The organism is Erwinia sp. V71 (assembly GCF_965644245.1).
Classification (GTDB): domain Bacteria; phylum Pseudomonadota; class Gammaproteobacteria; order Enterobacterales; family Enterobacteriaceae; genus Erwinia.
In genome coordinates this window covers 22,190-34,797 of the sequence record NZ_CBFFRK010000013.1, presented here as the reverse complement: position 1 = coordinate 34,797, position 12,608 = coordinate 22,190, and the positions used below count along the sequence as shown (strand labels likewise).

General features: G+C 56.6%; 11 protein-coding genes. 1 reads left to right on the top strand and 10 read right to left on the bottom strand.

The annotated features are described in order from the left end of the window. Positions 1-73: 73 nt before the first annotated feature. From ACSZO1_RS05060 to nnr, 10 genes are all read right to left on the bottom strand, one after another. Complete coding sequence (locus tag ACSZO1_RS05060; RefSeq protein ID WP_437610159.1) at positions 74-271, bottom strand: DUF2065 family protein; 198 nt, start codon at positions 269-271, stop codon at positions 74-76. Positions 272-333: 62 nt separating this feature from the next. Beyond that, positions 334-1,338, bottom strand: coding sequence for a protease modulator HflC (gene hflC, locus ACSZO1_RS05055; RefSeq protein ID WP_437610157.1), 1,005 nt, complete (start codon positions 1,336-1,338; stop codon positions 334-336). 3 nt (positions 1,339-1,341) lie between these two features. Further along, the gene (gene hflK, locus ACSZO1_RS05050) at positions 1,342-2,592 is read right to left on the bottom strand and encodes an FtsH protease activity modulator HflK (protein WP_437610155.1); all 1,251 of its coding nucleotides are present in this window, start codon (positions 2,590-2,592) and stop codon (positions 1,342-1,344) included. Positions 2,593-2,659: 67 nt separating this feature from the next. After that, on the bottom strand, positions 2,660-3,940 hold the full coding sequence (gene hflX, locus ACSZO1_RS05045; protein ID WP_437610153.1) for a ribosome rescue GTPase HflX: 1,281 nt from the start codon (positions 3,938-3,940) through the stop codon (positions 2,660-2,662). 86 nt (positions 3,941-4,026) lie between these two features. Beyond that, positions 4,027-4,335 carry an RNA chaperone Hfq gene (gene hfq / locus ACSZO1_RS05040; RefSeq protein WP_437610151.1) on the bottom strand — a complete coding sequence of 103 codons (309 nt, stop codon included), beginning with the start codon at positions 4,333-4,335 and terminating at the stop codon, positions 4,027-4,029. 102 nt (positions 4,336-4,437) lie between these two features. Then, positions 4,438-5,388, bottom strand: coding sequence for a tRNA (adenosine(37)-N6)-dimethylallyltransferase MiaA (gene miaA, locus ACSZO1_RS05035; protein WP_437610149.1), 951 nt, complete (start codon positions 5,386-5,388; stop codon positions 4,438-4,440). Then, a complete protein-coding gene (gene mutL / locus ACSZO1_RS05030; protein WP_437610147.1) occupies positions 5,381-7,294 on the bottom strand; it encodes a DNA mismatch repair endonuclease MutL in 1,914 nt (637 codons plus the stop codon). Before mutL ends, miaA begins: the two co-directional genes overlap by 8 nt. Before the next feature lie 134 nt (positions 7,295-7,428). Then, positions 7,429-9,096: an N-acetylmuramoyl-L-alanine amidase AmiB gene (gene amiB, locus ACSZO1_RS05025; protein ID WP_437610145.1), complete on the bottom strand. Its 1,668-nt coding sequence runs from the start codon at positions 9,094-9,096 to the stop codon at positions 7,429-7,431. After that, complete coding sequence (gene tsaE, locus ACSZO1_RS05020; protein ID WP_437610143.1) at positions 9,093-9,569, bottom strand: tRNA (adenosine(37)-N6)-threonylcarbamoyltransferase complex ATPase subunit type 1 TsaE; 477 nt, start codon at positions 9,567-9,569, stop codon at positions 9,093-9,095. The genes amiB and tsaE overlap by 4 nt, the downstream gene beginning before the upstream one ends. Then, positions 9,566-11,089, bottom strand: a complete 1,524-nt coding sequence (gene nnr / locus ACSZO1_RS05015; RefSeq protein WP_437610141.1) for a bifunctional ADP-dependent NAD(P)H-hydrate dehydratase/NAD(P)H-hydrate epimerase — start codon at positions 11,087-11,089, stop codon at positions 9,566-9,568. The genes tsaE and nnr overlap by 4 nt, the downstream gene beginning before the upstream one ends. On the opposite strand from nnr, the gene queG reads away from it, so the two are divergent. After that, positions 11,088-12,227, top strand: coding sequence for a tRNA epoxyqueuosine(34) reductase QueG (gene queG, locus ACSZO1_RS05010; RefSeq protein WP_437610139.1), 1,140 nt, complete (start codon positions 11,088-11,090; stop codon positions 12,225-12,227). The genes nnr and queG overlap by 2 nt on opposite strands. The last annotated feature ends 381 nt before the right edge of the window (positions 12,228-12,608 follow it).

The following is a 12,608-nucleotide window of genomic DNA, read 5'->3' as shown; positions in this document are numbered from 1 at the left end:
ATTCTACCATCGTAATTTTTGTCTTTCAGCACTTTTAGCACACGTTTGCGCAGTTTTTTTGCCCACCTGTGACTCAGGACAGATGACGGCTCACCATGTAGTAAATCACCACCCCGGCCACCACCAGACCACCGCCAAAACGGCGCAGTAAGTGGTCAGGCAACTGGCTCATGGTGCGGATCATGCCGCGCCAGGCACGCGGTAACAGCATCGGGCCAAGCCCTTCCAGCACCAGAACTAATGCCAGCGCCAGCAAAATAGTCGAGTTCATATGTCATCCAATAAAAAAGGGCCGGAAACCATTCCAGCCCTTTAGCATAACATCGTTATGAATTAACGTGTTGAGGTCGATGGCGACTTCATAAAGCGGAAGAAATCGCTGTCAGGGCTCAGCACCATCACATCCTGATTGCTGCCGAAGCTGTTGTCATAGGCGCGCAGGCTGCGGATAAAGGCATAGAAATCCGGGTCCTGACTGAATGCGTTAGCAAACAGTTTCGCCGCTTCCGCATCGCCTTCACCACGGGTGATCAGCGCGGTACGCTGTGCTTCTGCCAGAGTACGGGTCACTTCGTAATCCGCTGTCGCACGCAATTTTTCCGCCTCTTCCTGACCCTGTGAACGCTGGCTACGCGCTACCGCTTCACGCTCAGCGCGCATACGGTTAAAGATCGCGTCAGACACTTCGGTCGGCAGGTTGATCTGCTTGATACGTACGTCAACGACCTGAATACCCAGCGCCGCCATACTGTTCGGGTTGATAGCCGGCTCTTTGCTGCTGGTTTCACGCTCAACGCGTGCCGCCGCTGAAGCAATGGCATCATCCGCCGCCGGGGTGGCGATCTCATCATCGCTGCCTGCGCTACCGGTGTTCAGTGCATCACGCACATCAGTCGTCAGGCGACCACGCGAGTCAGTGACGATATCTTTCACATCCAGGCGACCCATTTCAGAACGCAGACGGTCGCTGAACTTACGTTTCAGCAGCACTTCCGCCTGTGACACATCACCACCACCAGTTGCCAGGTAATAGCGGCTGAAATCGCTGATGCGCCATTTGATGTAAGAATCAACGATCAGGTCTTTCTTCTCTTTGGTAACAAAGCGATCTGCCTGGTTATCCATGGTCTGGGTACGTGCATCCAGTGTCTTCACAGATTCCAGGAACGGGATCTTAAAGTGCAGGCCTGGCGCAAACACCTGCGGTTTATTTTCATCATCGCGCAGAACTTTACCGAAACGCAGTACAATACCGCGCTCGCCTTCCTGCACCACAAACAGTGACGCGTAGAGCACCACCAGCACAACAATTAATCCAACGATTAGTGGCTTACGCATTGCTTACTCTCTCCCTTCGCGCTGGGTATCGTTGCGCTGCGCATTAGCGCGACGCTGATCCATGATGTTTTCCGGACTGAACGACGAACTGCTGCTGGCGCGATCATTACTGTTCGACGCTGGCGGCAGGCGCAACAGGCTGTTGTTACTGCTGTCCTGACTGTTATTTTGTGATGAACCTGTCTGACCACGCATAATCTGATCCAACGGCAGCACCATCAGGCTGTTGCCTTTATCGTTGACCAGCACTTTACGGGTGTGGCTCAGCACACGCTCCATGGTTTCGATATACAGACGTTCGCGGGTGATCTGCGGCGCGGCTTTATACTCCGGCAGCAGTTTAGCGAAGCGTTCCACTTCACCCTGCGCTTCCAGTACCACACGTGCTTTATAAGCACGCGCTTCTTCCAGAATACGCTGTGCCTGACCGTTCGCACGTGGCTGCACTTCGTTGGCGTAGGCTTCGGCTTCACGTACATACTGCTCGCGGTTTTCACGCGCAGCGATGGCATCATCAAACGCTGCCTTCACTTCTTCCGGTGGACGTGCCGCCTGGAAGTTAACGTCCAGCAGGGTAATCCCCATGTCGTACGGGCGAATGGTCTCTTCCAGCTCACGCTGGGTATCGCTACGCACCACGGTACGGCCTTCCGTCAGAATACGGTCCATGGTGGAACGGCCAATCACACCGCGCAGCGCGCTGTCGGTTGCCTGGCGCAGGCTGTCGTCAGCACTGGTCACGGCAAACAGGTAGCGTTCCGGATTGGTGACGCGGTACTGCACGTTCATCTCAACGCGCACCACGTTTTCGTCCGAGGTCAGCATCACACCGGATGCCGCCAGCTCACGTACCGCTTCGACATTGACCGCACGCACCTGATCGATAAAGGTTGGCTTCCAGTTCAGGCCGGGCTCGACCAGATGGTCGAACTTACCAAAACGGGTGACCACACCGCGCTCGGCTTCTTTGATGGTATAGAAACCACTGGCCGCCCAGACCACCACAGCCGCCACCGCCATAATCGACAACAGTCGTCCGCCATTGCCCGACGATCGACCACCGCTATTCTCACTGCTGCTCTTGCCACCGCCCAGTCCACCCAGCTTCTTGCTGAGCTTACGGAAGATATCATCAAGATCAGGTGGTCCTTTGTCGCGACCTCCTTTGTTTCCCCCAGAGTTGCCGCCTTGATTATTGCTGCTTCCCCACGGGTCGCGGTCCTGTCCGTTATTCCCGGGCTGATTCCACGCCATGTTTATACTCCATTAATTGTGTGTGCGGTGGTATCCCTGCCGGGATACGCGTTTCAGGCAAAATCAATCAAACAATGTAATCCACCAGCCCCGGCTCCTGCTTGCACAGCCGACGCCAGTCAATAACCGGCATGCGCACCTGTAAACCGACGCTGCCATCCTCTTCATTCCACTCTTTCTCAATCGCCTGCAGCTGGTAGAAACGGCTGCGCAAGCGCCCCGCTTCCGGCGGCAGACGTAAATCGTACTGCGCGATTTCACCGGCAAGGCGTTCGGTCAGTGCCTGGTGCAACAATTCAACACCCAGACCGGTCTGCGCCGAGAGCCATACCCGAATCGGCAGATTTTCATCGTTGCGGTCGATACGCGGCTCAAAGCCCTCCAGCATATCGATTTTGTTCATCACTAATAGCGTCGGGATCTCATTCGCGTCGATCTCTTCGAGCACCACATCGACCGCTTCAATATTTTCATCAACGCGAAGATCCGCAGCGTCAATCACATGCAGCAACAGCGTTGCCTGGCGCGTTTCCTGCAACGTCGCTTTAAACGCCGCCACCAGATCGTGTGGCAGATGGCGGATAAAACCTACCGTATCCGCCAGTACCACTTCCCCGACATCAGGCACATTCAGACGTCGCAGCGTAGGGTCCAGCGTGGCGAACAGCTGATCCGCAGCATAGACATCCGCCGAGGTAATACAGTTAAACAGCGTGGATTTACCGGCGTTGGTATAGCCCACCAGCGACGCGGTCGGCACATCGGCCTTGGCGCGCGCCTGTCGTCCCTGCTCGCGCTGCTTCTCAACGCGTTCAAGGCGGGACAGGATCTGGCTGATGCGGTTACGCAGCAGGCGGCGGTCCGTTTCCAGCTGAGTTTCACCTGGACCACGCAGGCCGATACCGCCTTTCTGACGCTCCAGGTGGGTCCAGCCGCGTACCAGGCGTGTTGCCAGGTGGCGCAACTGTGCCAGCTCGACCTGCAATTTACCCTCATGGGTGCGGGCGCGCTGGGCAAAAATATCCAGGATTAAACCGGTGCGGTCGATCACGCGACACTCACACAGACGCTCAAGATTACGTTCCTGAGCCGGGGTTAAGGCGTGATCAAATAACACCACCGATGCGCCGCTGGCTTTCACCGCATCAGCGATTTCGACTGCCTTTCCTTCACCGACAAAATATTTGGGATGTGGTGCTTTACGGCTGCCTGTCACCACACGCAGCGCTTCGACACCCGCGGAAGAGACCAGAGTTTCAAACTCCATCAGGTCTTCCATATCTTTGTCTTGCGAGAAATAGATGTGAACCAGGACGGCCTGCTCACCGGCATCGTAACGGTCAAACAAGCGTAGGACCTCTCATTAGTAACTGGACCAGGACGGGGAACTCAGGGAATAACGAACTCCCCGTCCAGGCATAACGGGATACGCGCTTACTCAGCGTTTTCACCGTCAGATTGTTGCTGCGCAGAAGGCGCGCTGCTACCGCCGCCGTGATAGTTGCTGCTGCCACCGGTGCCACTGTTGCTGTGATGGGATACCGGACGGGACGGAACCACGGTGGAAATAGCGTGCTTGTACACCATCTGGCTTACCGTGTTTTTCAGCAAAATCACAAACTGATCAAAAGACTCAATCTGCCCCTGCAGCTTGATGCCATTTACCAAATAAATCGAAACCGGAACACGTTCGCGACGCAGTGCGTTCAGGAACGGGTCTTGCAATGATTGCCCCTTAGCCATTCTATCTTTTCCTTATATGCTTGTTGTTTATTACTTAAGAACCCTGTGGTTCTGAAATACTGCGTAAAAATTTGCGCACGATAACGCACCAATTGTACACAATCACCCATGCTTCGCACTAAGAACCTGTAACACGTTTTCACGGGCAAGTTCTGGCTGTTCGCTGTCAAGCCAGTGAACATTTTCCCAGCCTCGTAACCACGTGATCTGGCGCTTAGCTAACTGCCGGGTCGCGCAAATTCCCCGATAAACCATTTCGTCGTAATCGATTTCGCCAGCAAGATATGACCACATCTGGCGGTAGCCGACACAGCGAATGGAAGGCAAGTCCGTATGCAAATCTCCTCGTGCAAACAGTGCCCGAGCCTCCGCTTCAAAACCTGACGCCAACATCTGCTTAAAACGCAATGCTATACGTTCATGTAACACGTCGCGTTTCGCAGGGGCGATAGCAAACTGTATCACTTCGTAAGGCAAAGCTTCGCCCGCTGTTTTTGTCAGTTCCGTTAAAGTTTTACCCGAAATAAAAAAAACTTCCAGTGCTCGCGAGAGTCTCTGGGGATCATTCGGATGAATACGACTTCCGGCCACGGGATCTATTTCACATAACTGGCGGTGTAAGGCATCCCAACCCTGTTCACTCGCCATCTGCTCAATACGCTCGCGCACTGCAGGGTCAGCCGAGGGCAACGGCGACAGCCCTTCCAGCAACGCTTTGTAATAGAGCATCGTACCACCAACAAGCAACGGAATACGGCCATCACGGCTAATTTCCGCCATTTCTGCCAAAGCATCACGGCGAAACTCCGCGGCTGAATAAGCCTGCGCAGGATCGCGAATGTCCAGCAGCCGATGAGGCGCCTGAGCTAACTCCTCCGCGGACGGTTTGGCGGTGCCAATATCCATGCCGCGGTAAATCAGGGCGGAGTCCACGCTGATCAGCTCAACCGGCAGACGTTTGCGCAGCTCAATCGCTAACGCCGTCTTACCGGAAGCTGTCGGCCCCATCAAAAAAATCGCCTTAGTCCGGCCCGCCATTGTTTCTTCACTCATACTTCAGGGCGTTCAGCGCCGTATCAATTTCAATCGGTTGCACTAAACCAGAAGGTGGCGATTTCACCAGCGCCGGGCAAAGCCGTTCAACTTCCGCCAGCAGCGCAATCGCCTGCGAGTGATTCCAGTGCGGATGTTCTGCCACCGCGTGGCGCGCCAGCCACTGTGCAATCGACGCTGGCGCAACATCCTGCTGCCGGGCGAGATAGCCTAACAGTTCTGGAATCAAGTTTTGTAAATTTTGTTGGCGCAATGGTAAAGGCACCGCGCGTAATGTCACATGCTGGGCGTCAGTCTGCAGGTCGATACCTAAAAGCGCCAGTAACGCGCTAAAACGCCCTGCAGCTTCGCGTTCCGGCTGGGCAATTTTCAGCCGCACCGGGATTAATAACGGCTGCGGTTTCAGCCCTTCTTCACCCGGGTCGAGCTGCGCCTGTTTCACCCAGCGTTCAGCCACCGGCAACGCCAGCAACGCCAGCGTGGCGCCGCGTTCAATCAGCGCATACTGCTCGCGTACCACGGTCAGCACCCGGCCAAAACTCTGGCTGTGGGCGTCTAACGGCTCGGCTTTCTGCGGTGCTGGCGCGGGTGTCCGCTCAGGTTCACGGGCGCGCGACGGCTCCGGAGTATTCAGTAGTTGCTGATACAGTGCACCTTCCCGTTTCTGATAACCCGGTTCCTGACGCGGCCAGTTTGCCTGACCACCACCGCTGTGGCTGCTTCTGCCAGCACTGGATGGCGAAGGTGCAGAGTCCCCGCTCGTCTTACGTGGTTCCGGTTGCCAGCTGGCGGCAGGTTTCGCGGGTGCCGGTGTGGCGAAATGGTTCGCGCCAGCCGCCTGACGGTTTTCCGGTTGCCAGCGTTCGGCTGGCGCATCATCCGCAGCGCCGAACGACAGGGTTTCCGCGCCGCTTTCCTGCAGCACACTGAGTACGCCCTGATAGATAAAATCATGCACCAGCCGTGACTGGTGAAAACGCACTTCATGCTTCGCCGGATGGACATTGACATCCACCTGGTGCGGATCAATTTCCAGATAGAGCACGTAAGCGGGCTGATTATCCGCCCCCAGTTTATCCTGATAGGCCTGGCGGATAGCATGGTTGATCAGCCGGTCACGCATCATACGGCCATTAACGTAGCAATACTGCAGTTCGCTGATCTGGCGCGAGCCCGCCGGATCTGCCACCCAGCCACGCAGCGTGAGATCGCCGTGCTGCCACTCAATTTTTAGCGCATGGCTGATAAAGGCGCTGCCACAAATCGCGCCCAGCCGCCGCTCCTGCTGACTGCTTTCATTGACACCACGGTACTGACGCACCAGCTTACCGTTATGGGTCAGCGAGATCGCCACATCGAAACGCGCCAGCGCGATACGCCGCACCACTTCATCAATATGGGCGAACTCGGTTTTCTCGGTACGCATAAATTTGCGCCGCGCCGGGGTGTTATAAAACAGATCCAGCACTTCCAGCGTAGTGCCGGGCGGATGAGCAGCCGGTTTGACCGTCACCGCCATCTCGCGGCCCTCGGCATAGGCCTGCCAGGCTTCATGCTGTTCGGCGGTGCGCGAGGTCAGCATCAGGCGAGAGACGGAACTGATACTGGCCAGCGCCTCGCCACGAAAGCCGAGGCTGACTATCGCTTCCAGATCGTCGAGCGAGGTGATTTTACTGGTGGCATGACGCGCCAGCGCCATCGCCAGCTCATCTTTATTGATGCCACAGCCATTGTCACGGATGCGGATCAGTTTCGCGCCACCTTTCTCAATATCGATATCGATACGCGTCGCGCCCGCATCCAGGCTGTTCTCCACCAGCTCCTTGACCACCGATGCCGGACGTTCCACCACCTCACCCGCCGCGATTTGGTTGGCCAGTTGAGGCGGTAATACCTGAATGGGCATGATTAATCCTCGTCGTTAATGAAGTCCTGACTTCCCCCTCATAAAATAGGGGAGGGTTGGGGTGGGGGAACAAGCAACGCCATGCCAGCCTTCCCCCGTTCACGGGGGAAGGGACGGTTGGATCAGCGCGACCGTCAGGATGCCGGAATGGTTAAGGTCTGTCCCAGCATCACATTGGAACTCTTCATATTATTCGCCTGCATAATTGCCTGCGAACTGACGCCATAGCGGGCAGCAATGCCCGTCAGCGAATCGCCGCGCACCACTTTATGTTTGCGCGGCTGGCTGCTGGCCGTCGTCGTACTGGCGCTGCCCGCCGGCACTTTTAACCGCTGTCCAACCCAGACGACATCTTTCTTCAGAGTGTTCAGCGAGCGCATGGTCGCCATACTGACGCCATAGTGCGCAGCAATCCCGGATAATGTCTCACCGCGTTTCACCACATGACGCGTGGTTGCGCCGGTGTACTCTGTTGCTGTCGCGGTCCTGTTTGACTCTACGCTAACCGCCGCTGCGGACTCCAGTGGCCGGTTTTCCTCCTTTGGGGCAGACTGTAGCGGATGCCCCTGGAAGTAACTGCGCAGCCCTTTGTATATCGATTCGGCAATTTTCTGCTGGTAACCGCTGCTGCCCAGTAGCCGTTCTTCGGATGGATTACTGATAAAGCCCGTTTCCACCAGCAGGGAAGGAATGTCCGGTGAACGCAGCACGCCAAGGCTGGCATGTTCCGGACGCCGTTTATGCAGAGACCCCACCCGCTGCAGCTGAGCAATCACCTTCACCGCCACATCGTAACCGACACGCTGCGAATGACCGAACTGCAGATCGAGTACCGCCTGGCTGAGATAAGGGTCGGCCTGGCTGTTCGCCAGCAAATCACCCGCACCGCCCAGCAGTTCGGATTGTTTTTCATGCTGCTCCAGCCAGTTTGCCATCTCACTGTTGGCACGACGGTTAGACAACACCCATACCGAGGCACCCGAGGCGCTGCGGTTTGGCGCGGCATCGGCGTGAATCGACACCAGCAGATTGGCATTCTGCTTACGCGCCACGTCCGAACGTCCCATCACCGAAATAAAGTAATCGCCATCACGGGTGAGCACGCCTTTAAACATCGGGTCATCATTCAGCAGCGCCTGCAACTTGCGGGCAATCGCGATAGTGACATTTTTCTCTTTCAGACCGCCACCACCAATCGCGCCCGGGTCCTGGCCACCGTGACCGGCATCAATTGCCACAATCACCGTATCGTTAGCGCTGCTACTGCGTCCTGGCGCAACACGGCTGCTGCCGCTGGTGACCGCCGTCACTTTATCGCCGCTAAACGGGTTGCTGGCAGGCGTCGAGGTCACCGGATTGGCGCGGGAAATCGTGCTGACCGGTGCGGACGACGCCGTGCTGCGTTTCGCCGTCTGGGTGCCATTGATGGTAAACACCACCTTGTAATTCTCACCGTTACGCTGTGTCACGACACGTGTTTTCGCTGGCTGCGTCAGTTCAAACACCAGGCGAATGCTCTGATTGTCTTTCGGCTGGCTGGAGCGAATACGTTTAACGATATTGTCGCCGCTAAAGCTCAGCGGTAATCCCTGTACCACGCCGCTTTTTCGAATATCCAGCACCACCCGATTCGGATTGCTGAGCGGGAAGAAGCCATAGACCGGCTGACCACTAAAGCTCAGCGAGACCGTCGCCTCGTTGTCGCCGTTGGCGACCTGAATATCCGATAAATTGGCGGCAAGGGAAGAGAACGAAACCAGACACCATGTCAGGATTAACGCGACTTTGATGCGCAACATCATGAGGGTTCCCTGCCCGCGGTAAACTGCTGCAACATGGCTTCACCCGCCGCCGACAGAGCGGAGATTTCCGCCTGGCGTGCCGTGCCCTGATAGTGCAGGTGCAGCGCTAAATCCGGCGGCGGCAGTACGCCTTCCCCCTGCTGCGGCCACTCCACCAGGCAGATGGCATCCTGCGCAAAGTAATCGCGGATGCCCATAAATTCGAGTTCTTCCGGGTCGGCAAGGCGATAAAGGTCAAAATGGTAAACGTTGTGCGCAGGCAGCGCATAGGGTTCCACCAGCGTGTAAGTCGGGCTTTTCACATTGCCCTGATGGCCTAATGCCTGTAAGAAACCGCGACTAAAGGTGGTTTTCCCGGCCCCTAAATCGCCATAAAGATGGATCACCGCCGCGCTGTCGCAGACACGGGCCAGTTGCGCCCCCAGTTCAAGGGTAGCTGCCTCATCGGGCAATGCGATAACACTGGTATTCATGCTTTCGTATTCGACATCTCAGGATTAACAAACAGGTGCAGCCCGGAAAACAGATCGCTTGCCAGCATGCCACGCGTACCATAACGCGCAGCCTGGTGATCAGCGGCTGCGCCATGCGCCACACATCCGGCGCAGGCTGCATCATACAACGAGAGTTTTTGCGCTGACAGTGCGCCGATAATGCCGGAAAGCACATCACCCATGCCACCCGTCGCCATACCGGCGTTGCCGACATCCGCAAACGCCATCTCCCCTTGCTGGCTGGCAATAATCGTACCCGCCCCTTTTAAGACCACCACCCCGCCATAGCGCCTGACCAGGCGTTGCGCTGCATGTAAGCGGTCACTTTCAATGTCCGCCGTTTTCACATTCAGCAGACGCGCCGCTTCGCCGGGATGTGGCGTAATGATGCGATTCTGACGCTTCTCCGGGCTGATTGCCAGTAAGTTAAGCGCATCCGCATCCCAAAGCATCGGTTTCAGGCAGTTTTCCACTTTTTTCAGCGCCTTCTTACCCCATTCGCCCTGACCCAGCCCCGGCCCGATAACCACCACATCCGCCCATTCCAGCCCGGCCTCCAGCGTGGCGGGACTGAGCGCCTGCACCATCAGCTCCGGGCAGGCCGTCAGCAGCGGCGCGATATTCTCCTGGTGAGTAAGCACTCGCACCAGTCCGGCACCTGCTCGCAGCGCGGCCTCGCCGGCAAGCCGAATCGCCCCTGCCGTACCGTGGTCGCCGCCAATCACCAGCAAACGGCCATGATCGCCTTTATGCGCCGTCGCGCGGCGGGGTTTCAGCCAGTGGCAGAGCGATTGCGCATCGTAACGCGCCATGGGTGGATTCTGCCCCGCCAGCCATGCATCGAGTCCAAGCGCATCGCAGTGCAACGCGCCGGTATACTCGCGTGCTTTGCCCGTCAGCAATCCGGGTTTCAGCGCAATAAACGTCAGCGTTGCGCTGGCATTTATCACCTCACCCGGCGTGGTGCCGGTGCTCGCCAGCAAACCGGACGGGATATCGACGGCAAAAACGGGCGCATCATGCTGGTTCGCCTTGCGGATTACGTCATCGTAAGGCGCTTTCGGCGGGCGATTAAGCCCGGTGCCCAGCAAAGCATCGACAATCACATCGACATTATCCGGCCAGCTCACGTCCGCGGCATGAATCAACCCACCCGCGTCCAGCCAGGCCGCACGCGCTGCCTGCGCTTCTTCCGGCAATGGACCGCTGCCTTCACAGGCCAGCAGCGTCACCTCGATACCTGCCGCCTGCGCCAGCCGCGCCACCACATAGCCATCACCGCCGTTATTGCCGTGGCCACACAGGATCAGCCAGTGGCGTGCCGCAGGCCAGCATTGCTGAATACGGTGAAACGCGGCACTGCCGGCACGCTGCATCAGCTCATACAGACTGATGCCCAGGCTGTCCGCCGCTGCGCGTTCCAGCGTGCCAATCGCCTGCGCGGGCCAGACAGAGTGTGGTAAACTGCAGTGGTTTTCTCTTTGGTTATGGTCAGTCATGTCACACCCTCTCGATCTCCATCAGCTTGCTCAGGATATAAAACAGTGGGGACTGTCGCTCGGTTTTCAGCAGGTCGGTATTTGCGATACCGATTTAACACTGGAAGAACCGCGCCTGCAGGCATGGCTGGACAAACAGTACCACGGCGAAATGGACTGGATGGCGCGCCACGGTATGATGCGCGCGCGTCCCCATGAACTGCTGCCCGGCACCCTGCGTGTGATCAGCGTACGCATGAACTACCTGCCCGCCAAAGCGGCATTTGCCAGCACGCTGAAAAATCCCCGGCTCGGCTATGTTAGCCGTTATGCACTGGGCCGTGATTACCACAAAGTATTACGCAATCACCTGAAAAAACTCGGTGATATGATCCGTGAGCATTGTGGTGATGCTCAGTATCGCCCGTTTGTCGACTCCGCGCCGCTGCTGGAACGCCCGCTGGCCGCCAAAGCCGGCTTAGGCTGGACCGGTAAACACTCTCTGATTCTGAATCGCGAAGCCGGTTCCTGGTTCTTCCTTGGCGAACTGCTGATCGATATTCCGCTGCCCGTCGACCAGCCGCAGGAAGAGAACTGCGGCCGCTGCGTGGCCTGCATCACCACCTGCCCTACCGGAGCGATTGTCGAGCCATATGTGGTGGATGCACGGCGCTGTATCTCCTATCTCACCATTGAGCTGGAAGGCGCGATTCCCGAGGAGTTCCGTCCGCTGATTGGCAACCGCATCTATGGCTGTGATGACTGCCAGTTGATTTGTCCATGGAATCGTTACGGCCAACTGACCGACGAAGATGATTTTAGCCCACGCGCCGTATTACATGCGCCGCCGCTGAGCGAACTTTTTGCCTGGGATGAAGCGAAGTTTCTGCGCATTACGGAAGGTTCGGCGATCCGCCGCATTGGTCATTTGCGCTGGTTACGCAATGTTGCCGTGGCAATGGGCAATGCGCCCTGGGACCCGGCAATCGTGGCGCAGCTGGAGGCGCGCGTGGGAGAGAATACGCTGCTGGATGAACATATTCACTGGGCGCTGGCGCAGCAGCAGAGCAAACGCAGCGAACATGCCATTGAGGTGCAGACCTCGCAACAGAAAAGGCTGGTCCGTGCTATCGAAAAAGGACTACCGCGTGACGCCTGAGCAAAAAACGGCATAGCTTATGCCGAAAAAACCTTTTCCACATGCTGTGCATAAAAATAAAAAGTCGTTGTCATTCAACTGTCACAGGCATGGCAAGTGATCCAGATAACAAATTGAAATAATATATTTTCTATTATTTTCAGGCGGTTACTTGTGATATGTAAAAAAATGCTGTGCAGATCAAAGGACGCAGTCAACGGTTATCCTGTGGATAACTCTGTTTACAATATTTTGTCAATCTGCAAATACGGGCATGCGCGGGTGATTTATCATTGTGGATAATTCAACCGTACACAAAAGAAGCGTGTGAAAGCGTAGCAGAACAAGCAATAACACTAACTATCTGTTTTTAAAGCGCTTTCCTGAAAGGACATCAGGAAA

What these genes read in the sequence shown, in the direction of transcription:
- ACSZO1_RS05060 (WP_437610159.1), bottom strand. Translation starts at nt 271, where the DNA reads ATGAACTCGACTATTTTGCTGGCGCTGGCATTAGTTCTGGTGCTGGAA.
- hflC (WP_437610157.1), bottom strand. Translation starts at nt 1,338, where the DNA reads ATGCGTAAGCCACTAATCGTTGGATTAATTGTTGTGCTGGTGGTGCTC.
- hflK (WP_437610155.1), bottom strand. Translation starts at nt 2,592, where the DNA reads ATGGCGTGGAATCAGCCCGGGAATAACGGACAGGACCGCGACCCGTGG.
- hfq (WP_437610151.1), bottom strand. Translation starts at nt 4,335, where the DNA reads ATGGCTAAGGGGCAATCATTGCAAGACCCGTTCCTGAACGCACTGCGT.
- miaA (WP_437610149.1), bottom strand. Translation starts at nt 5,388, where the DNA reads ATGAGTGAAGAAACAATGGCGGGCCGGACTAAGGCGATTTTTTTGATG.
- mutL (WP_437610147.1), bottom strand. Translation starts at nt 7,294, where the DNA reads ATGCCCATTCAGGTATTACCGCCTCAACTGGCCAACCAAATCGCGGCG.
- amiB (WP_437610145.1), bottom strand. Translation starts at nt 9,096, where the DNA reads ATGATGTTGCGCATCAAAGTCGCGTTAATCCTGACATGGTGTCTGGTT.
- tsaE (WP_437610143.1), bottom strand. Translation starts at nt 9,569, where the DNA reads ATGAATACCAGTGTTATCGCATTGCCCGATGAGGCAGCTACCCTTGAA.
- queG (WP_437610139.1), top strand. Translation starts at nt 11,088, where the DNA reads ATGTCACACCCTCTCGATCTCCATCAGCTTGCTCAGGATATAAAACAG.
- nnr (WP_437610141.1), bottom strand. Translation starts at nt 11,089, where the DNA reads ATGACTGACCATAACCAAAGAGAAAACCACTGCAGTTTACCACACTCT.